We start from the raw sequence: 22309 nt of genomic DNA, 5'->3' as shown, positions 1-22309 counted from the left end.
CGCTCCTTATTGTCCGCGATTCATATCCACTGAAACGTCTAAAACCTGATTTCCACCACCAAACATAATGCCCTTAAGCGGTGTGATATCTGCAAAATCTCGTCCGACAGCTAACGTAACGTGCTGGTCGTAGGGTTTCAAATTGTTGGTCGGGTCGTAATCAATCCAACCAGAGCCCGGTACAAAAAGCGCAACCCAAGCGTGGGTGGCGTCTGCACCAGTAAGCTTTTCCTGACCCGGTGGTGGAATCGTTTCGATATATCCACTTACATAGCGCGCCGCCAAACCAATACTGCGTAAGCAAGTAAGCGTTAGGTGGGCATAGTCCTGACATACGCCCCGCTTGTGCTCAAACACGTGGCTTACTGGGGTGTTAATCGTCGAGAAGGACGGGTCAAAGGTAAAATCGTTAAAAATGCGGTTCATTAAGTCGTCGCACGACTCCACGATAGAGCGGCCAGGCGTAAACGACATCAAGGTATAGTCTAATATCGCTTTATTGGCCTGTGTTAAGCGAGTAGGAATACTGAAAAACTGCGCTGCCAACATGCTCTGATCTACTGGGTAGCGGATTTGATCTCTCACGCTTTCCCATTGCGTATTGTGCGCAAACAGACCTTGTAATGGTGCTCCTTGAATTTCAACTTCACTGGTTGCGATGACCTGCATTTCTTCATGCAAAGTGGGTATTTCAAACACCGTTACCGTGTTGTCGAAGTAGTCTTTAAACTCTGCCTGATAGTCAGGTTCAGGCACAATGGTGACACTGGCGCTAATCCTCTTTTGATTAAAGGTGTTTAGCGGTATTAGGCGGGCATGGTTTTGTGTCAGGCTCACCTTGTCGGAATACTTGTAGGTAGTGACGTGACGAATGGTGTACTTCATTTTTTCACCTCACTTTCATTCGGATTACTGGCATCAGGCGCACTGGCTAATGGAGCTGTCGCTTCCTCATCCATTGGTTTTTCGACGATCTGTACAGACGCGGTGCCAATGCCAGACCAGTGCAGTTGTGACGCAGGCTTAGTGTGGCTGAAGTATTGAGTTTGCATCATTTCGCTAAATTTCTGCAGTTGTGATGTCACGCTTTTTAGTAAAGACACCAAGCCCGAAGGTGCTTGATTAGTGTTGATATTTAAGGTCTGTCTGTCAGCCAGCGCGAAGCTTGCTTTTAACTGCAACAGAATTTTCTCTGTGGTACTTAAAAAGCCGGGCTTGGCGCTTACCGGCAAGCTTTCGCAAAGCTCGGTAATTTTTTGGATTTGATGGGCTAATGAGCGTGGGTACTCGGCATCTAAAAGCAATAGCTCTAATCCCGTTTCAATACTTTGAAACGCTCGGTATCGGCGTCTGTGGGTAATTGCGCTCACTTGCGCCACCAACACGATTTCCAGCACGTTTTGTTGCTCAGCTTCGGGCAGAGGGAATTGCAGCAGATTTTGCACCATAGACACAAGCTGTTTACTGCGCTCTAACCGTCGTCCAATTTCTATCATAAAGGCGCCATTACTTTTAGACAGGCTGTCTTGAATAGAGCCGTTAAACGCCATGGTAAGCCCAATTAATTTATCGAGAGTACTTTGTAATCTGTGCGTTGGCGTCTGCTCGGTAATGGTACTAAATTCGTGATGTTCCTCTTCTAGGCTTTCGATAATGCGCAAGCTGTCATAAGAAAGTAGCTCTCTCACTTGCAGCGCGCTTTGCACCACCATATTAATGCTACTGTAAAGGCCGCCAGCGAAGGAATTATCGTTAATTAGCGATATCACTAATTCTTTGAATCCTCCTTCGTTCACGGTTATTTTCGCTGTGTCTGGCGTAAGGTAAGGGTAAATTAATGCCTGCTGTTCTAACCCAGATTTGAATCGTAGCAGGGCATTTCTGTGCGCCTCATCGGGGTAAATGGCAAGCTCAGTGAATTTGTCTATAAATACCCTGACCAACCGAATCACGTTTTCACTTCGCTCTACCGCACAGCCCAACCAAAATAGGTTTTCCGCCGTTCTGCTAGGCAGTAGCCCCTCCACCAGCGCTAAGTCTGCATCTGATTGCAGTGATTTGGGAATAGAAGGCGCACGCTCTTGTGGCGGACCTATGGTTTCAACCCACGTGTCCTTTATTTCTGTTTTGCCATCGGTGCGTGCTGCCTTGGGCGTAAAACACATGGCTGAGGGGAGAATAAAAACCTGCCCTTGTGAGTACAACGCATAGCAACGCATAATGACTGGCTTACTTACCAGCCCTTTATCGTGCCAAAATGGCGTATGCGAAAGATTCACCTTTTTTCGCCAGAATAGGTCGGTTAACGCTACCGTTTGTAGTGTATTTGCAATAGCGTCAGCGTCTTTTTCACCGTCGTATTTTAATTCAGGGTCAACATAGCTTAATAACTCATATCCCGACCAATCGCTTTGCGTAAGGTTTTCTGCGGGAAAGGTTTCTTGTTGGCGAAGCAGTAAAGATTCACCATTAAAAAACTCAGCGGCCCTATGCAAATTGTTTTTGATGGCAGGAATCTGAATAGCGCCATTGCCCAAGGGGTTGAGCAATACCACGTTCTGAGTTCGGACTGCATGAATAAGCCCGGGAATCCCGAACGCTGAGTAGTCAACTTGCTCCAGTGAATCTAAGAATCTGTCCTCAATCCAGCGCAGAATGACATCAACTTTTCGTAATCCGTCTAAAGCTTTAAGCCAGACTTGTCCTTTCCTCACCGTTAAATCAGCGCTTCTTACCAGGGTGTACCCCATGTAAGTGGCAAGATAGGCTTGCTCAGAATAATACTGATCATCTGGACCTCTGCACAAAATAACAATGCGCGGGTCATTAATCGCAGCGGTTTCCTGGTCAATAGCATGTTGAAGTTGCTCAAAAAAGCCTGCTATTCGCTGCACACCACATTCAGCAAACTCCTCACTCATTACCCTTCTTGCCACAATCCTGTTTTCCAGCAGCAGTCCAAGACCGCGAGGGAACTGGCAGTGATCGTTCAGCATGAAATACTCGCCGTTTGCATCTTGGGCTATGTCAAACGCGCTTAGAAATACACCGTTGTTTAACGAGGAAAGCGTGTGGCTCTCGGCAAGATAGTAAGGATGACGCATCAAGTGGTCTGTAGAGAAAACGCCGTTGGTTAGCGTTTGCCTGTCTGTGTTAAGGTCTAATAGCACTTTATTGAGCAGTAAGACTCGCTGTTCAATACCGCGGCTGAGCATTTCCCAGTCTTGGCTTGAAATGAGCATAGGCAAGGGATCTAGCTGCCAATTCTGGCGTTCATCGATATCCGCAAATCCACTGTTACGCATTAGTCGGCGAATTTCATTTGCTCTAAAGGACAGCTCGTCACTGTTAAGGCCTGACAAACGAGAAAATAACGTATTGAGCAGACGTTTGCTCTCATCCGCAGCAGTGCTCGAATTGATATAGCTGCTAAGCCATTCTGGCATGGTGAAATCTTCACTCATAAAATCGATTGTCACTTAAACTATAGTGTAGGAGGCCGGCGCAAATCCAGCGTATTTGGATATTCTTCATTCTCGGCTTCTTCCAAAGGTAAATCAAAATCACTGTGACCTTCATGGTCAACCACATACTGTGTAGCAAAGTGAGGCGACCACTCAGGCATGGAAGGCGATGCCACCGACGGGGTATGACCGTGATCCCAGAATCTGGCAATACGCCTTCCTTCTGCCTCAAAAGCGTTTACTGGCATAGTAGAGAAGTTGCGCCCGCCCGGGTGACTAACATGATAGGTAAATCCGCCTAAAGAGCGACCCGCCCAGCTGTCGTAAACATCAAAGACCAACGGCGCATGTACGCCAATGGTCGGGTGAAGCGCTGATGCAGGGTGCCACGCTCTAAAGCGAATTCCGGCTACATGTTCTCCGCGAATATTGGTGGGTTTTAACGGTAATCTGCGGCCGTTACACGACACTATGTAACGGTCTGTATGCATGTTTGAAACAGTGAGCTGGACGCGTTCCAGTGAGCTGTCAACATAACGCGCAGTTCCGCTGCCTGTCGCTTCTTCACCCAATACATGCCATGGCTCAATAGCGCTAAAGAGGTCTAGCTTAATTTGACCGACTTCACGGCTACCGCAGCGAGGGAATCGAAACTCAAAAAACGGATCGAACCATTCAAGCTTAATGGGAAAACCCGCTGCGTTTAGGTCGCTACATACTTCAGCGATATCTTGCCGTACATAGTGGGGCAGCATAAAGCGGTCGTGAAGCTCTGTGCCCCATCGCACCAGTTTCTTCTTGTATGGTTGTTTCCAAAACCACGCTAGCAGCGTGCGCAGAAGAAGCATTTGCATCAAACTCATTCTGGCGTGAGGAGGCATTTCAAAACCGCGAAACTCTACAATGCCCAATCGCCCGGTGGGTGAGTCGGGGTTGAACAGTTTATCGATACAAAACTCTGCACGATGGGTATTTCCTGTCAGGTCAGTCAGCAAGTGCCGAAGGAGCCGGTCAACTAACCAAGGTGAGGGAACTTCGCCATCGGGAATTTGAGAGAACGCAATTTCTAATTCGTATAGCCTTTCATCCCGCGCTTCATCGACACGAGGCGCTTGGCTAGTCGGGCCGATGAACAGGCTCGAAAACAAATAGGAAAGCCCAGGGTGATGCTGCCAATAGGTAATAAAGCTTCGCAGAATGTCTGGACGTTTTAAAAACGGGCTCTCTAACGGTGTCGGCCCACCCATTGTCACGTGATTTCCACCTCCAGTGCCGGCGTGCCGTCCATCAAGCATGAATTTTTCTGTACCGAGTCGACATGACTTTGCCATGGCATAAAGGGCATGGGTGTTTTTTACCAGAGTATACCAATCGGATGCAGGGTGAACGTTAACCTCGATAACACCTGGGTCGGGGGTAACCGCAAACTTTTCAACGCGACTGTCGTAGGGCGGGGTATAGCCCTCTAGTATCACGGGAATATTAAGTTTATCAGCGATGGACTCAATAGCGTTCAGCAGCAGCGCATAATGTTCAAAGTGGCTTACAGGCGGCATAAATACGCATAACTTTCCGTCGCGCACTTCTAAACAAAGGGCGGTTAATACTGACTTTTCACTAATATACCCTTTGTGAGACGTTGGGGATGAGAGCGTGCCGGTCATGTCAGCAGGATCCCGTTCTGCTAGCGCATCTGGACTACCTAAGCTACTCAACGGCAGCCGATAACCTAATGGAGAGTCGCCCGGTAACAAGAAGCAGTGTCCTCGTTTAAACGACCATACGCTACTTTGCCATCCGTCAAAAACCGTGTCGTAGGCGAGGGGAATAATAAAGCCCACGGGTGTATCTAAACCCTGTTCCAACTTGGCTAAAAAGCCTTTGCGGGTCATTGCGTGAAGCAGTTCTGGAGCGTCGGGTGACGGGTCTTGCGGCAGGTTACCCTCTTGCCATAAATGATACAGCACGTCTTCATAAGCGGTGACAACAACCTTTTCACTTAAACCCAACGCCGTGGCTAGTTGAGTAGCAAATGTTTGCGCTTCGTTTTGTGAGAAAGAATAGGTGGCGTTGTTGTCAGCAAGTAGTGCTTGATTATGCCAGATAGGCGTTCCGTCTTTACGCCAGTAACAGGCATATTGCCAGCGAGGTAATGGCTCTCCGGGATACCACTTACCCTGTCCATAATGGCGAAAGCCACTATTACTAAAGCTTTCCACCATTTTCATGAAAAGCGTGTGCGCTAAAATGCGTTTCTCTTTGCCGTCGGCGGCGGTATTCCACTGTTCGCTTTCCATATCATCAATGGAAATAAACGTGGGTTCGCCGCCCATGGTGAGGGTTATCCCTGCATTAACTAAGTCTTTGTCTATTTGGCCTCCAAGCCTATCGATAGCGGCCCACTGGGCATCGCTGTAAGGCTTGGTTACACGGGGCGGTTCATGCAAACGTTGTACGTTGTTGTAGAAGCTAAACGTCGATTCACATTGATCGATGGCACCGGTAACCGGCGCTGCCGACAGTGGTTCGGGGGTACACGCCAATGGAATGTGCCCTTCACCTGCGAAAAGCCCAGACGTAGGGTCAAGGCCAATCCATCCCGCTCCGGGAACATATACCTCACACCATGCGTGCAGGTCGGTAAAGTCTTTTTCCGGGCCACTGGGGCCATCAAGAGACTTTTCATCACTTGCCAATTGAACCAGATAGCCGGAAACAAAGCGCGATGCTAGCCCTAAATGCCGAAATAGCTGAACCAATAGCCAAGCCGAGTCACGACACGAGCCGCCTTTTTTCTGCAGAGTTTCGTCGATACTCTGGACTCCGGGCTCCATGCGCACACCGTATTCAATTAGGTCGTATACTGCGCGGTTTACACCCACTAAGAAATCTACGGTAGCAACAGGCTCTTTAGGCTGCTGATTGTCAATTAACTGCTGAAACAAAGACGATGCATCTTCTGTCTCAAGGTAGGGTGTTAAGTCTCTCGCCAGCCGTTTTTCGTACGAAAACGGAAAGGTTTCAGCGTAAGACTCTAAAAAGAAGTCAAAGGGGTTAATAACCGTCAATTCGGCAACAAGGTCTACGGTGAACCAGAACTTTTTAGTCTTCTCAGGAAATACTACGCGTGCAAGGTAGTTACCAAACGGGTCTTGCTGCCAATTGATAAAATGATTCTCAGGATAGACTTTTAAAGAGTAACTTTTTATTGGTGTTCGACTATGCGGAGCAGGGCGAAGGCGGAAAGTGTGCGGTGACATACTGATACTTCTATCGTAGTGGTATTCAGTATGATGTGTGATCCCTACAGTGATTGTCATGCTATGGCTCCATTGCCAATTGATATACAAACAGCACAAAAAATCACCTTATATCCAAGTGAGTAAACTTACAAGAAGAAGCGATGGGCAGAAATGTAAAACCCAAAAATTATGTGCTTCAACGGTAATCTCGTTACTCACGATATTGAATAATGTATACTCACCCCAATATATGCGCTATAAAACAGCGCGTGTTTTAAGCGCGACTTTTCCTTCACAGATAGACAATTCACTACTTTGAGAGCACTAAACTTTCGCCACGGGTTTTCGTCCTACATGCCGCTTTTCATGGCATGGATACTCTCGTGTCTCATCCTTAGTGCAAGCTTCCAAAGTGGTCAAATTAATAATGAAGTTGAAGTAAGTCAGCAGTCACCACTTGCCCAATTTAACTACGCGGGCAAAAGCTATTCGTTACGGTTTACCGGCACTAAGCTAGAAAACAGTGACGATCAAGGCGATGGACCTGAGGCAATTGTTGAATTGACCTTGGGGTTTATTGCTCTGGCTATTGTGTCGTGTTTGGGTATGGCAAATGTTGTACCCCGTGCTCGCAAACACTACCGCCAACCTTCTCGCGGCCCACCTTTATCCCTGAGCTAATTCTCTTTTTGCCTTAATGCACTAGCACGTTCGCTTCGCTGCATATTAAGGCGCTTTAAAAATTTAATTATTCAGGATTCTAAAATGGCACGATTTTCATTTCGTGGCTTTGTGTATGTGCTCATCGTTATGCTCGGTTTACTGAGCGCTGCGCCCAACATATTGCCACAATCAATTAAACAGCAGTTACCTACGTGGTACACCACTTCCACACTATCTTTAGGCTTAGATTTGCAAGGTGGTTCGCATCTGCTATTAGCCGCAGACACCAACGCCTTGTTTGAAAAGCAACTCAACAGCTTTTCGAGCGACTTACTTAGCGAATTGCGCAGTCAAAACGTGCGCTATACAAAAACGTCTCATTCACTCACTCATAAAGATAGTCGTTCTGGAAGTGTCGTCTTTACATTGCGTAGTGCAGATGATGCGAGAAAGGTAAAAGACACCGCATATCAAATTTCCGCTCAGCCAAATGGTTCAAGTGCACTTGATGTAGAGGTAAAGCAAAGCACCGTTACCCTTACGCTTAACGAGCTATACACCGAACAACTGGTTAAAGACACGTTAAGTCGAAGTGTTGAAGTAGTTCGAAAGCGTTTGAACGAAACGGGGCTTACTGAGCCTAGCGTTACGCTACAAGGTAAAGACGCCATTTTAGTTCAGATGCCGGGTATGTCTGACCCCACTCAAGTTAAAAAATTATTGGGCACTACCGCACAAATGACTTTTCACTGGGCCGCGAATAGCCAGTCTGAGCAGGTTATGAATAAGCAAGATGCGGCGGGTAATACCTATCGCTTAGAGCAAAAAGTGGCGCTAGAAGGTGAACATATTACTGATGCGGCAGGAGTCTTAAGTAGTGAAAATGGCCAGCCAGTAGTGACGTTCCGATTAGACAGCGCAGGTGCCAAGCAGTTTGCCACTATGACACGTGACAACATCGGCCGTGTGCTTGCTATCGTCCTTGACGACAAAGTGGTTACAGCCCCCGTCATAAATAGCGTGATCCCAGGTGGTCGTGGTGAAATAACCGGTAACTTTACATTGCCGGAGGCGGGCAACACCGCATTAATGCTTCGCACAGGTGCGCTACCTGTGCCACTTACCATTATAGAAGAACGCACGGTAGGGCCAGATTTAGGCAGCGATGCAATTCAAACCGGAGTGGAAAGCGGCGTGGCAGGTGCGTTACTGGTATTGGCATTTATGGTAGCGATTTACGGCAGGTGGGGCGCTATCGCAAGTTTTGCTCTTTGTATCAATATGGCATTGGTGTTTGGCGCATTAACCCTGTTTGGCGCAACCCTGACGTTACCGGGCATAGCAGGTTTGATCCTAACCATGGGCATGGCGGTCGATGCGAACATTTTGATTAATGAACGTATTCGTGAAGAAAGTAAAAAAGGTCGTCCGGCAGCCAGTGCAATAGAAGTGGGTTTTGATAAAGCGTTCGCGACTATTGTGGATTCAAACTTCACCACACTAATAGCGGTAAGTTTGTTGTTTATGTTTGGAAGCGGCCCTATTAAAGGGTTTGCAATTACAATTGCCCTTGGTCTGGTGTCTTCGGTATTTACTGCTGTAGCCCTAACTAAAATGTTAATGCTAAGAGTGGTTAAGTCGAAGCACAAGAATACGCAAGATCGCGCGCAGCAGCGCGTTCCTTTGCGTTTTTCATCACCGCTTTTGCGGTTAAGCGATAAGCTAAGCGGTATTAATTTTCTGGCAAAGCGTAAAATTGCACTCGCTGTTTCTGTCGTGCTTACGGTGCTTTCAATCGGGCTATTTGCTAAGCCAGGCTTACATTATGGCGTCGACTTTACCGGTGGCACCATGATTGAGTTGACCGCACCAACCCTTACTACCGATGAGCTAAGGAATGTGATTGAAAGCAATGGCTTTGATCAAATAGCAATTCAAGAATATGGCAGTGAACATCACTATTTATTGCGAGCACCTGTTCTAGATAGCAGTGGCGAGCTTGAAAATAGCAACGCAAAGCAGACTGACGCACTAAAGCGTGCGATTTCGCAAGCCGACAGTGAGGTAAGTTTTGATAAAATTGATATGGTTGGACCCAAAGTCAGCGGAGGCTTTGCCGAGCTATCCATTCTAGCATTGCTTATCGCAGGTGGCGGCATGTTGGTGTATCTGTGGGCACGCTTTGAAGCGCATTTTGCGAGCGCAGCGCTGCTAACCGTGATACTCGATTTAACCAAAACCATAGGCTTTTTCGCGCTTACGGGCATCGAATTTAACTTAACGGCTGTCGCAGCACTGTTGGCGCTCATTGGTTACTCTATAAACGATAAGGTGGTGGTGCTTGATCGCATCCGTGAATTATTGCGTTTAGACCCAAACAAGCCATTGGCAGATACTATTAATGAGGCCGTGAACAGCACGTTAAGCCGCACGGTATTCACTTCCGTTACCACGCTGTTGGCATTGTTACCGATGGCTATTTTTGGCGGTGATGCCGTAGAAAGTTTTGCAGTCCCTATGGTTTTTGCTGTCGTGATTGGCACGTCATCGACCTTGTTTATCACCTCTACGCTGTTGTATTTGTTGGGCAGTAGAAGAGAGAAACAAGGTAAAGCGCAGTTAAAGCCTACTGCAGAAGAGATTAAGGCTTCGTTGTCGCATATCCCTTAGGCGGCACAAGTTCCTTAACCCCAATACCTCAGCGTGCTTTTGTACCTCAATACATTGGTGCAAAAACGCGGTAAGGTAGCAGTATTAACAGGAACCCTTGATGCTCTCACGCATACCCAAATAATTTGCGTGAGAGCATCAAGGGCAATAAGGAACGTATAATGTTTGCAGTTGATCACATTATTTTACTCAGTGCAGTGCTTGCCATTTTGGGCGTACTGGCCAGTAAATTGTCCCCGCGCTTTGGCGTACCTGTTTTAGTTTTATTCCTTGGTGTAGGTATGTTGGCTGGAGAAGATGGTATCGGCCGAATTTTCTTTGATAATGCTGATGCTGCGCATGCCATTGGTACATTTGCTCTTATTCTCATCCTATTTGATGGCGGTCTACAAACGTCAAAAAAGTCCATAGCGCAGGCGTGGAAACCCGCCGCGTTACTCGCCACTTTTGGCGTAATTGGTACGGCAGTGGTCACCGGTATCGCTGCTATGGTTATTCTCGATTTACCGCTTTATAAGGGCTTATTGCTTGGTGCTATTGTCGGGTCGACAGATGCCGCAGCAGTGTTTTCTGTTTTGCGCAACGCTGGTATACGCATTCCTTCAAAAATAAAATCCACACTAGAACTAGAAAGTGCGTCGAATGATCCAATGGCCATATTCCTCACAATTGGCCTTATAACGCTTATTCAAGACAGTACCACTAAGCCAGTTGACTTACTTTCGCTGTTTGCCAGTCAAATGGGAGTGGGAGCGATAGTGGGCCTTGCCATTGGCGGTATTGCAGTATGGCTTTTCAGACGCGTCACCTTAATGGCCATCGGTTTGTACCCGGTATTTGTGATGTTGTTTGGTGTATTGTCTTTTGGCCTTGCTGCGAACTTAAATGGCAGCGGCTTTCTCGCTACCTTTATTACGGGTGTTATCGTGGGTAACAGCCGCTTTGCTTATCAGCGTAATACGTTCGTGTTTCTGGATGGGCTGGCGTGGCTTGGGCAAATTGCCATGTTCGTTATCTTAGGTTTGTTGGTAACGCCCACCGAGCTGTTTGTTAATTGGAAAGAAGGCCTTTTAATTGCGTTTGTGCTTATTTTTATTGCACGTCCGCTGGTGGTTATGCCTATTTTATTGCTTTCAAAGTTCTCATTTAAAGCGTCACTGCTTATATCATGGGTAGGCTTACGCGGTTCGGTGCCAATTATACTCGCTATATTTCCGCTAATATTCGGCATGCCATATGCCGAGCTCATTTTTAATGTGGTGTTCTTTATCGTGCTTATTTCTGCCTTGTTGCAAGGTTCCACCTTACCTTATGCGGCGCGTAAGTTAGGTTTAGTGTTGGACGATGAAGTAAAGGAATCGAGCACGCTGGAGATTGTAAAAGTCGCTAAGAGCAAGCGCGAGCTTATAGAAATAGAGGTATCTAAGTTATCGCCGGCACTACATAAAACCATTAGTGAATTAGCCCTTCCCGATAATACGGTAGTGGCGATGATTGCCCGCGGAGAAGAAACCCTTATACCCAAAGGAAGTACCAAAATAGAAATGGGCGATCAAATTTTCATTATCACCAAACTGCTTGATAAAAGCGCCGTTGAGCACTGCTTTTACAGCGAGCAGGAATAGGGTGCTATTGTAAGGTACTTAATGTAGAATGCGCCGCGGAGTTGGCCAGGCAATCGCCGCTTTCGTAAGAAAGGGGAGGAAAGTCCGGGCTCCAAAGGGCAGGGTGCCAGATAACGTCTGGGCGGCGTGAGCCGACGACAAGTGCAGCAGAGAGAAGACCGCCTAAGCATGTTTACATGCCGGTAAGGGTGAAAGGGTGCGGTAAGAGCGCACCGCACCTCTGGTAACAGAGTGTGGCAAGGTAAACTCCACCCGGAGCAAGACCAAATAGGATCCCTCAACGTGTGGCCCGCATGGGGATCGGGTAGGTTGCTTGAATCAGTGAGCGATTGCTGATCTAGAGGAATGGTTGCCCACGACAGAACCCGGCTTACGGCCAACTCCACTCTTTTCCCAAAAGAAAGTGAAGCCTCTACCTGAAGGGATATTTCCTCAGGCAGAGACATTTATCACTCTTTACTGAAAGAAATAGCGGAACGTCGCACCAATGGTGCGTGGTTGGTTCACAGTAAATCCAAGTCGAGCTCGTCCACCACGTTCTCTATCAAAGGATAGCTGCGCGTTTTCGTCGAACAGGTTGTTTGCATACAGTAATATTTCATAGTCATCGTAGGTAAGACCGAAGCTCATATTAAGCGTGCCGTAGTCGTCTAACAACAAGTCTAATTCCGTTGTTTCTGCGCCAGTGGCACCGCCAAAGGCAAGGCCTGAAGTGAATATACCTGCGCCTGCAACTTGGTCACTAGGCTGGGTTATACGATCACCCACATACTGGTAAGAGCCTTGGAAATAGGTGCTGTTTGAAGAGAATAAAGGCTGCGCCAAATCGTAGGTAAATGCGATGGCAAAGCTCTCTTCAGGTACTGAAGCTAAGCGGTTACCGTCTTCTACGCCACCTAGTACCGCACCATCACCATCAACAACGGTTGAATCGAACTCGGCTTCAATGATGCTACCCGTTAATGAGAAAAAGAGCTGGTCAGTAAACTGACGCGTAAGCTCAAATTCAATACCTTGGGTGTGGGCGTCAGGCACGTTAAATGATACACGTGACGAGCAAGAACCAGCATCCAATGTAACCTGAAGATCTTCAATATCGTTATAGAAAGCCGAGATGTTAGCTGACCATCCACGACCTGATGATTTCATACCGATCTCATAGTTGGTGAGCTTTTCATCGTCATAGTCTTGGAACGAACCAAAGATGGCTTCATCTTGGTCGGTACACAGGCTTCTATTTAGCGGGTCATTTACACCGCCAAGTCTAAATCCTTGAGACACCTGAGCATTTAAGTTCACGTTTTCGTTTACGCTATACTGGCCGATAACGCGAGAAGTAAAGCCATCTGATTCTGTAGAATCGGTCTGGTTGTCGCCGTTGGCAAATAAGCCCCCAGAGATAAACTGACGCTCTTCTTCATAATCGTAAAAACGAGAGCCCACGGTCATTTTAAAGTCATCGTTCACTTGATAGTTCACTTCACCAAACACAGCAAGCTGCTTCAAGTCGTACGGTAAATAGGCGTTGTAGGGAGAATCAGCTTCAAAACCATTGGCAACCGCTGCTGACGTGCCTTCACCTAAGGTGGCGTCGGTAAATGCGTCGTACCCAGGGGTAGGGAGTGATTGGTCGTAAACACGCTCTGTAGAAGAGTAGAAAGCGCCAACTAGCCAGTCTAGCGCGCCATCGCCATTGGATGCGGCGCGAAGCTCAAAGGTATCTTGCTCTACTTCCGTTCTGTCTAATAAGTTCGACGGTAATAGTACGGCTTCATCAGGAAAACCTAAGTCGATACTTACTGAGCCCGAAAGCGCGCTGGCATCACGACTTACAAGAATATCGCGGTCGGTATAGCTATAAACAAAGGTAAAGTCAGCAACGTCAGCTTGATATTCAGCAGTTACGTCAGCAATCAAGGTATCGTCAGAGAAGCCTTCTTCAAGCAGCAGGTACTGTTCTCGTTCACCCAATTGAATAGCTGGGCGGGTCGTTGTGTAAGGGTTAGCAAACACGTTATACACTTCCTGCCTGTTAAACCCGTTCATTTCCAATTCTTGGAAGATAAGTCGTGGTGTAATGGTGAGCTTATCGTTGGGTGCGATAATGAAAGCTACGCGTCCGCCAGTTCTATCGCCGTCGTTAACGTCTTCGCTAAACGCGCCGTTTTCACCTAACGCATCTATAAAGCCTGCGTAATCAGTGCGGTATACCACCGCGCGCATGGCAATGGTGTCGGAAATAGGTACATTTACCATGCCCTTAACGTGACCGCCCACGCCACCGTCTGTCACACTATTAAGATTAGCTTCAAACTTACCTTCAAAGGTATCTAACTCGGGCTGATTGGTGATGTAGCGAAGGGTTCCGCCGATAGAGCCAGATCCAAAAAGCGTACCTTGCGGACCGCGCAGGGTTTCAATGCGGTTAAGGTCGAAAAGGTCGAGATCTGGAGTAAATAAAGACAGCGAGATTACGCTTTCATCGAGGTATACGCCGACCTGCTCCTTAACGCCTGGTTGGTCTCGTACAATTTGACCCGCTGAAACGCCACGCATAGATACTTGGCTTTGGCCTGGTCCTAAGTTCTGAATTGATACGCTCGCCACGTTTCTTGCGACGTCTTCTAAGTTTCCTGCACCGCTGCGTTCAAAGTCTCGCTGCGTTTGTGCGTTGATTGAAAAAGGAATGTCTTCAATGGATTCTGCACGCTTTGTTGCAGTTACTATGATCTGCTCAAAGTCATCGTCATCCTTTTGTTGTGTGTCCTGCGCCATTGCACCGGAGCTAAGCAGCCCCATTACCGCAACGCTAAGTGTGCTTCGTCTAAACGACGATTTTTCTATTTTAAACATAAGTCCATCCAGGTTGGTTGTTTCTATTTTGTTATCAGGCAAGGGCGTAATGTGGCAAAAAAGTTGGGTTATTTCCATAACTTGCGAAACAAATATTTCATTTTTTGTTGTATCTAATGCGGTACGTTTTTCTTGTTAATTTAGTGTTAATTGTAAATGTGTGGGGAATGTGCGTCTAAAAGGTCAAAAGAAGCGTCTATCTGGCTAATTACAAAAGCAATAATCTAAGTATCATCTTTATGAGAGAGGTGTTGACCCTAAGAGCAAAAATGACTGAGTGATAAAAGCAAGCGGCAGCAATCGGTTTATATCAGCATCACAGTAAAAGCTGATGGGTTAATTAGAGAAAGCATTGTTCAACAGTTAAAGCTAAGAAGGTGAGTAATAGAGTGGAGAAGGCAGTGAATACAAGCGATGTAGTAAAAGGGGTCTTAGCAATTGTTATCGCAAGCTTTCTGTGGGGGACAACAGGCACTGCCGCTCAGTTCGCTACAGAAATCAGTCCTCTGGCAATCGGTGCCTTTGCAATGGGTATAGGCGGTGTATTGCTTTGTGTTAGTGCCCGAAAATCACTAGTAAAGGATGCACCTATTCTTTTTTCTACAGCACTGACCTTTCTGTTTGGCAGTGCATGTGTTGCAATTTATCCGCTGGCCTTTTACAGCTCAATGCGTTTGTCAGGCGTTGCCATAGGCACCGTGGTTTCTATCGCCAGTGCACCACTATTCGCTGCGCTTTTAGAGTACTTTTTAAGTAAAAAGCCCGTGTCTTTAAAATGGTTTATTAGTTTTGTGTTTGGTGCGTTTGGGATTGGCATGTTAGCCATGGGTAAGGCACACGACGCAATGGCGTTGTCAGCATCTAAAGATGATCAGGTGTTCGGCGTTCTATTGGGTTTAATTGCAGGTTTAACTTACGCTGGGTACTCATGGGCTGCGAAGCAACACATTGACGCTGGCGCAAATTCAAAATCTGCCATGGCCGGACTTTTCGGTTGCGCTGCCGTTGCTCTGTTGCCTTCCCTCTGGTTTACCGGTCAAAACTTGTTTACTAACACTATCCACATTAGCGTTTCACTCTATATGGCTGTGGTGCCAATGTTTCTTGGTTATTTGCTATTTGGCTATGGTCTTCGCACCACCGAAGCGAGTAAAGCTACGCTTATTACGTTAATTGAGCCACTGGTTGCGACACTTTTCGCTATTTTTCTGATTGGTGAAGTATTCAAGCCGGTGGGATGGGTTGGCATGACGCTGGTGTGTCTTTGCCTTTTAATCCAATCGATAAAATTTCCATTTGCTTTAAAGCGCTATGGCAAAAAAGCAACGGCGTAATGTTGAAACCGCGTGTGGCTTATAATGAAAAGTCAGAATACTTGTTAAGTATTCTATCAATTTGACCCGTTTGTTTTAATTCAGCAATGGCGCGGTTAATGGCGGGGAGCTTATCTTTATGTCGATTGTGAACACGCAACGCCATTTGGCCTGCCGTATGGATGGGGCCCAGCGCTATTTTTACGTTGTGCATTGAAGACCAGTAACGCGCCGCTGCTTCCTCCATTATGATGACATCTATCCGTTTCATGCCAAGGGCTAAGATAAGGTTACTCTCGGCTTGAAAGTCCATTCTGACGAACTTATCAGAATCAAAATACACATAGCCGGAGATCATCCCTACGGTTTCACCGTAGATAGAGGCGACGGTTTGGTATCGGCTATGGTTTTCAGGCAGAGTAATAAAGTATTCTGTGATGTCTATAATGGGATCTGAGAAAGTGAAGTCGCCCGCGGGCTCATCTTTAGACAGCCAGCTTGGACTGAAAAAGTCGAAATCAAGAGCGCCTGTTTTAAATGCAAGCATGGCACGTTTGGTAGAGAGCATGACTTTTTCTGTCTTAATACCTGCTCTATTCATAATAAGGGGAAGGATTTCAACTAGAATACCGGCCCTATCTGCGTCGACAGCATTTTCGTACGGGATAGAGCTGCCTGACGTTCCAAGATTATATCGCAGTACTTCATCGGCAGTCGCGCCACCGCCAAAAAGCGAAACGTTAATCAATAAGATAAACGAAACAACTTTTTTGATGTGTTGGGCTAGTCTCGCTAAGGCGTTCACTCAAGATGTTCCACTTCAATAGATTAATGAACGGCGCTTTCTTCACTATTTCTTTCAATGCTTGCCCAATGCTCAACTTTGTCGATGAGGTCAATAGCATCAAAAGGTTTACTTAGGTAATCGTCCATTCCGGCGTTAACGCAGCGCTCTTTGTCACCTTTCATGGCATTGGCGGTTAGTGCGATGATCGGCACGTTTAAATAGCGTTCTCCGGCCTCACCATTTCTTATGCGTTTAGTTGCTTCAAAGCCGTCCATTTCCGGCATTTGACAGTCCATCAAGACAACATCAAAGGTCACTTTCATTTTGTTCAACGCTTCAAGTGCCTCTAGGCCTGATTTGGCACTCAATGTAGTGTGGTTATTTAGGTGCTGTTTAACAATAACCTGATTAATGTCGTTGTCTTCGACAATTAATACTTTGCGTTTTTTCCCTTTTTCCCGCTTCACTCCTGAGGAGTGGTGAACTGGCTTAAGCAGGGCTTCGTCGGCTTGTTCAAGCATAATAGTGAAAGAGAACGTGCTTCCGTGACCTTTAACGCTCTCGAGTTTTATATCGCCGCCCATGAGTTCGCATAATTGTTTGCTAATAGAAAGGCCAAGGCCTGTTCCGCCGAATTTGCGAGTTGTAGAAAGGTCTTCTTGGGTAAAGACATCAAAGATTGTACTTTGCTTATCTTGTGCGATACCAATGCCGGTGTCTTTTACGCTACATAAAAGCTTAAGGCTGTTATCTGCGTTTTGCTGAATGCTGGTGGTGACTTCAATGCATCCACTGTCGGTGAACTTCACGGCATTACCTAACAAGTTCGAGAGTATTTGTCTAAAGCGTACATCATCGCCTTGTACAACGTGAAAGCCTTGTAAATCAAAGTGAAAATGTAGCGCTAACCCTTTTTCTTGGCACATAATCGCGTACTGACTTTGAAGGTTTTCAAGCGACTCTAAAATGTCGAATGGGTTTTCTTCAATTTGCAGTTGGCCTGCCTCTATTTTAGAGAAGTCCAAAATATCATTTACGATATGTAAAAGGCCCTGGATACTAAACTTAGCAAGAGACAGGTAGTGCTTTTGCTCCTCAGTGAGTTCAGAGCTAGCCATTAACTGCAAAACACCAGAAATACCGTGTATTGGCGTGCGTATTTCATGGCTCATACTAGCGAGGAAGCTCGATTTAAGACGGGCAGACTCTTCCGCTTTTTCTCGCGCATCCTGAAGATACTGTTCGGTTTGTCGTTGTTGAGTAACGTCCTGTTGAAACCCGATATAGTGAGTGACTTCACCATTTATTTTTACCGGCGTTAAATTCAAACGATTATAAAAGGCGCTGCCGTCTTTTTTATAGTTGAGCAGCGTCGTTTCAATAGGCTCGCGCACTGCAATAGCCTTGCGGATTTGGTCAACTGTCTGCTTGCTGGTTTCATCGCCCTGCATCGACCTGCAGTTATGACCGATTATTTCTTCACGACTGTAGCCTGTAAGCTCTTCAAAGGCACTGTTTACGTATATTATTGGTTGGCCGACGCGCTTAATGTCCGAAATGATGATCGACACGGTTGCTTCATCCATAGCGTGAGTGAGCACTTTAACGTGACTTTCAAGAGAGCGTTGTTCAGTTTCGTCGCTACCAACATAGATATCACCACGAATATTACCATTAGCATCGGCCAGTGATGTTTTAGTCCAATGAACAAACCGCTCTTGGCCGGTTGATACCGAAAAGTGTGTAAGTTCATTGCTCTGTGAAGAAGCAAGCTTTTGCATAATGAACTTCAAAATACCGTTCTTTTCACCGTACTGGTCATGACAAAAGTCGTCGAAGCGCTTATTAGAAAGTAAAATTTGCTTGTCTTGATCAACCACAACAAGCATATCGCCCATTGACTCCAACACGTTAGAAAACTGTTCGTTAGACAGTGAAACCTCTGTCAAATCCCAAATCAGTTTGTCAAACGCTTCGCGAATATCCGCAAGTTCTTGGGCCTCAACTTCACTATCAAGGCGTAGTGAGGTCTTATCATCACTGTTTAGTCGATTCTTAATGTCATTGTACAAAGTCGAAAGTGTTCGCTCGGCAAGCGTTCCCGTCATACTCACCATATGCAAAATGATAAATACGAAGCCTACAATCATTGCCAGCAATACAATCCCAGTCCATGCGGCTTCTCTGTATGCGGTGATGGTGGGTTTCACGCTGTATAAGGTTAAATTTTGCCAATCAGCCTTTTTTATAGCGTAGCCGCTGTCATCAAAATCGGAAAAGCTTGAGTTGGGAGCAATGAGTGATGGCTCACTGCTAAACAGGACATGCCCACTAGAGTCGGTAACAAGCTGGTTAGTCAGTCTGGGATAGGGCGCGAGCAAAGACTGCAAGCTATCCACATACATGACAAGTGCGCCTTCCGCTACGCCTCTAAGTAAAACTGGAACGCTTATTAATACGCCGTACTTTGATACCGAGGAGTATGCATTCGATGAACCAAGGGTTTGCTGGCGCCATGCACTACTGAGCGACTCGGGGATAACAGCATTCCAGTTTTTATCAATCACTCGGTTGCCGGCAAAATCAAATAGTGCAAACTCGACACTTTTCGCCTGAGTTAAATTTAACGAGCGGAAAAACATGGGAAGGTAATTATCCCTTTGCTCGAAATCAACCAAAGAATTGATGATGATATCGTTAGCTGCCAAGTCTGCTAGCTGTCTAGTGGTGTCGCTAACAATGTAATTGATATCTTGTTCTAAACCATCAACAGATTGTTGTTGAAGCTGGTCGGTTTGTTTAACAATGAAGTGGAAAGAGAGAGCAAACAGAATGATAGACAAAACCGCGACGAGTAAAACCAGTCGCGGTAGCATGCTTGAAAGCAGAAGAGAGCGTAACCTTGGGGGCTGCTGCATCATTGCACGCCCGTTGTTACCAAGTGACCCTTTTCGTTAAACGTAGTCATAAAATAATCCTTTGCCCAGAGTGCATCGTGTCTGTCCTCTGAAAATGGAGCTGTGTAGTGCTTCACTGCACCTTGCACATTTTGAAGAGACTCTAGCGCAGCGCGTAATGCGTCTACTTCTATACTACCAGCTTTCGCGGCAGCTGCCGCGATTAAATGAGTTAAATCATAAGCATGAGCCAAACCTGTCACACCACCAATCGCAGTCGCATCCACCAAGCCATACTTATTATAATAGGCTTCTAACAAGCTTTTTGCCTTGGTATTTTTCTGGTGGTTGAAGTGGAAGGTTTGAAGTACTGACACATTGTAGTTAGCGATGGGCTTTGCAAGTAAAGAGGCGAACTGACCCGACGCGACTCCCCAATGCGACACAACAGGGAGAGAGGCGATGCCTTGTTTTGCCATCTCATCGAGTACCACAACACCTTCAGGAACGTTAGTGACAAGAATAATCGCTTCCGCTTTCGCGCTTTTTATTGCCGCGATATCCTCAGAAAAGTCTTTCTGCTGCCAATTTATCCAATGGGTTGCTGTTATATCAATATCATTATTACTTGCAGCTTGTGTTAATGATTCAAGGTTTGAGCGTCCCCATCCTGTTCTTTCCAGTACCAACGCGATATTTGATAGCCCCATATATTTGACGTGATTAATTAGGACTGACGCTGCTTCAGCGTCGCGTACCGACACGCGAAATATGTTATTCGGTGAGTGCCCGTTGTCGATAATAGGCGTCCCCGCTGCCCAAGGAACCAACATCAAAATGTTTTTTTCGTGTATTGGGTCGACTTCAGCGAGAACTACAGGTGTATGAACGCCGCCTACTACCGCAAGTAAATTGGGAGTTTGGGAAAATTGCTCAATGTTATATACACCTCGAGCTGGGTTGCCGCGATGGTCTTTCGCAATAACTTTTATTTGACGACCTAGAATCCCACCAGCGGCATTTATTTCGTCGACGGCAAGCTCGACCCCTCTTGTAATAGCGATGCCACCTTCAACAGCTACCGCTGAAAGATCGGCATCAATACCAATCACCAGAGGTTCCGTTGAACTTAATGCTTTACTTGCAGTAAAAATTGAAAAGACGCAAGCCAGCGAGAGAAAGATAGAAAGTGCACGCATGAATAGGCTACCTAAATGTTAACCTTAAAAGTGTATAGCAATGTGCTCAGTCTTTTAGCGTAAACGTCTTATCCTTTAGTATAAGTTTGATGCTTTTTTGAGAGCTTTTACGAGATTTTTGAGCGCTGGCTACGGGGTGGTGTACTAAACGAGTGCGCATTAATTGTGGCACGATTCTACTATTAGCTTATATTTCGAGAGAGTGGTTGTACATTTGCTAAACAGTGTTCGACGTTGTTTAGTTGTTCCTCTGGTGACGAGGTAGCAGTAAAACCGCCTGATAAAAATGGTTTGCGTATGTTGCAAGCAAGGATAAACAGCGGTTTGGAGCGTGAGTGCGAAAGAATACCCTGCCAACAATAATAGACATTGAAGCAAGTGGATTTGGCGCAGCGAGTTACCCTATTGAGATAGGTATCGTGCGCTATGATGGTGCAAAGTGGTGTAAGCTACTTCGGCCCTTTGACTCGTGGGTTCACTGGGATCGAAAAGCGGAGTCACTGCACGGCATAACGCAGCAGATGCTGCAAACTCGAGGAGAAGAGCCTCGAAAAGTCTGTGTTGAGTTAAATAACTTCCTTGGCAATACGGTGGTTTACAGTGACGGTTGGGTCGTTGATAACCCGTGGCTAATTAAGCTCTACGCCGCAGCGCAGGTAGAAATGTCTTTTACGTGTAGAGCATTGGAATATATTTTGTCTGAAGCACAAATGAATCAATGGCATGAGGTGAAAAGCCGCCTTGCGAGCCAACTTGATGTTAAGCGTCATAGAGCGAGTTCCGACGCGATGGTAATTCAACAGACTTACGCAAAAACCTTATCATTGGCATAACGGCAACTACGTTTCGTCTTTATGATGGGGTGTAATACTAAAAGCGCACTGTGAGTGCAATGTAGCGGTGACCTAAAACAAGGATGACTTAAAACAAGTAATTGACGCCCAATGAGAGAGCCATATTCTCTTCTTCCCCAACTTGCCTATGTTCAAGCTCTACCGCCATGTTTAAACCCTCGCTTTTGCCAAGCAGCCAGCCCAACCGAGTAAAAGTACCTACATCATGTGGTAAATAAAGCCACTCTGCGTAATGCTGAAAGGCGGTATTGTTGGTTTTGTACGTTGCATAGACCTTTTGCGGAACCCAAGTGTTAAACCGCCTGCTGGCGCTAAACATACCTTGTGACCCCGCTGGGTAGGTATAACTGTTGTCGTATAGATAAGTTTCGGTTGTAGATTGAATGCGGTACATACTATTTAGCTGCCACCGGGCTATTTTTTTGCTTTTGAATTGGATAGGGCTGTAGTGGGGAGCATTCATTTCCGCGAGCACGGGGGAAGCCGCCATAGACGCAGCCAAAGTAAGTGCCAGAAGAATTCCAGTAACCACATTCATGGAAGAGCCCAAGTTGTTGTTATCATGGCTTGTAAACAACCAGAAACTACAAGCGATAGTGTGTTCGTTATTTAAGCATAGCTGCAAAAAATAAATGATGAAAATATTCTTTACTGTTTTTTATTTGTTTCGTTGATTTTGCGAGCCAAATAAAAACGCCGCTAGTTTATACAAACACTTTTTTGCAAAGCGTTATAAAAACTG

The 22309-nt window shown here is 46.2% G+C and carries 13 protein-coding genes and 1 other RNA gene; 6 read left to right on the top strand and 8 right to left on the bottom strand.

What is annotated here, in order from left to right; translation table 11 throughout:
• Nucleotides 1–6: 6 nt before the first annotated feature.
• The 3 genes from BZA03_RS07820 to BZA03_RS07810 are packed head-to-tail and all read right to left on the bottom strand — an operon-like array spanning nucleotide 7 to nucleotide 6784.
• The gene (locus tag BZA03_RS07820) at nucleotides 7–885 is read right to left on the bottom strand and encodes a transglutaminase family protein (RefSeq protein WP_014948368.1); all 879 of its coding nucleotides are present in this window, start codon (nucleotides 883–885) and stop codon (nucleotides 7–9) included.
• Nucleotides 882–3464, bottom strand: a complete 2583-nt coding sequence (locus BZA03_RS07815; RefSeq protein WP_110288458.1) for a circularly permuted type 2 ATP-grasp protein — start codon at nucleotides 3462–3464, stop codon at nucleotides 882–884. Before BZA03_RS07815 ends, BZA03_RS07820 begins: the two co-directional genes overlap by 4 nt.
• 20 nt (nucleotides 3465–3484) lie before the next feature.
• Nucleotides 3485–6784 (bottom strand): DUF2126 domain-containing protein, encoded by a 3300-nt coding sequence (locus BZA03_RS07810; protein ID WP_110288457.1) that lies wholly within the window; start codon nucleotides 6782–6784, stop codon nucleotides 3485–3487.
• A 288-nt stretch (nucleotides 6785–7072) separates the two neighbouring features.
• Here BZA03_RS07810 and BZA03_RS07805 point away from each other — a divergent pair, with 288 nt between their 5' ends.
• The 4 genes from BZA03_RS07805 (at nucleotide 7073) to rnpB (ending at nucleotide 12052) form a co-directional block, all read left to right on the top strand.
• On the top strand, nucleotides 7073–7387 hold the full coding sequence (locus BZA03_RS07805) for a hypothetical protein (RefSeq protein WP_258364607.1): 315 nt from the start codon (nucleotides 7073–7075) through the stop codon (nucleotides 7385–7387).
• Nucleotides 7388–7471: 84 nt separating this feature from the next.
• Nucleotides 7472–10039, top strand: a complete 2568-nt coding sequence (gene secD / locus BZA03_RS07800; RefSeq protein ID WP_110288455.1) for a protein translocase subunit SecD — start codon at nucleotides 7472–7474, stop codon at nucleotides 10037–10039.
• A 161-nt stretch (nucleotides 10040–10200) separates the two neighbouring features.
• Entirely contained in the window at nucleotides 10201–11664 is a 1464-nt protein-coding gene (locus BZA03_RS07795) for a potassium/proton antiporter (RefSeq protein WP_049586178.1), read from the top strand.
• A 37-nt stretch (nucleotides 11665–11701) separates the two neighbouring features.
• Nucleotides 11702–12052, top strand: an RNA gene (gene rnpB / locus BZA03_RS07790) — RNase P RNA component class A.
• A 68-nt stretch (nucleotides 12053–12120) separates the two neighbouring features.
• Here rnpB and BZA03_RS07785 read toward each other — a convergent pair.
• A complete protein-coding gene (locus BZA03_RS07785; RefSeq protein ID WP_170826494.1) occupies nucleotides 12121–14517 on the bottom strand; it encodes a TonB-dependent receptor in 2397 nt (798 codons plus the stop codon).
• Nucleotides 14518–14906: 389 nt separating this feature from the next.
• Here BZA03_RS07785 and BZA03_RS07780 point away from each other — a divergent pair, with 389 nt between their 5' ends.
• Nucleotides 14907–15851: a DMT family transporter gene (locus BZA03_RS07780; RefSeq protein WP_110288454.1), complete on the top strand. Its 945-nt coding sequence runs from the start codon at nucleotides 14907–14909 to the stop codon at nucleotides 15849–15851.
• 19 nt (nucleotides 15852–15870) lie between these two features.
• On the opposite strand, the gene BZA03_RS07775 is transcribed toward BZA03_RS07780, so the two are convergent.
• The 3 genes from BZA03_RS07775 to BZA03_RS07765 are packed head-to-tail and all read right to left on the bottom strand — an operon-like array spanning nucleotide 15871 to nucleotide 20713.
• The gene (locus BZA03_RS07775; protein WP_110288453.1) at nucleotides 15871–16635 is read right to left on the bottom strand and encodes an ABC transporter substrate-binding protein; all 765 of its coding nucleotides are present in this window, start codon (nucleotides 16633–16635) and stop codon (nucleotides 15871–15873) included.
• Between the two features lie 23 nt (nucleotides 16636–16658).
• Nucleotides 16659–19538: an ATP-binding protein gene (locus BZA03_RS07770; RefSeq protein WP_170870488.1), complete on the bottom strand. Its 2880-nt coding sequence runs from the start codon at nucleotides 19536–19538 to the stop codon at nucleotides 16659–16661.
• Complete coding sequence (locus BZA03_RS07765) at nucleotides 19535–20713, bottom strand: ABC transporter substrate-binding protein (RefSeq protein ID WP_110288452.1); 1179 nt, start codon at nucleotides 20711–20713, stop codon at nucleotides 19535–19537. Before BZA03_RS07765 ends, BZA03_RS07770 begins: the two co-directional genes overlap by 4 nt.
• Before the next feature lie 335 nt (nucleotides 20714–21048).
• Here BZA03_RS07765 and BZA03_RS07760 point away from each other — a divergent pair, with 335 nt between their 5' ends.
• Nucleotides 21049–21546: an exonuclease domain-containing protein gene (locus BZA03_RS07760; protein WP_014948380.1), complete on the top strand. Its 498-nt coding sequence runs from the start codon at nucleotides 21049–21051 to the stop codon at nucleotides 21544–21546.
• An 88-nt stretch (nucleotides 21547–21634) separates the two neighbouring features.
• On the opposite strand, the gene BZA03_RS07755 is transcribed toward BZA03_RS07760, so the two are convergent.
• The gene (locus BZA03_RS07755) at nucleotides 21635–22105 is read right to left on the bottom strand and encodes a hypothetical protein (RefSeq protein WP_014975740.1); all 471 of its coding nucleotides are present in this window, start codon (nucleotides 22103–22105) and stop codon (nucleotides 21635–21637) included.
• Nucleotides 22106–22309 lie beyond the last annotated feature (204 nt).

Source organism: Alteromonas sp. I10, assembly GCF_003201515.1.
Classification (GTDB): domain Bacteria; phylum Pseudomonadota; class Gammaproteobacteria; order Enterobacterales; family Alteromonadaceae; genus Alteromonas; species Alteromonas macleodii.
Note: the sequence above shows the minus strand (reverse complement) of the source record. Positions and strands in the feature narration are given on the sequence as shown.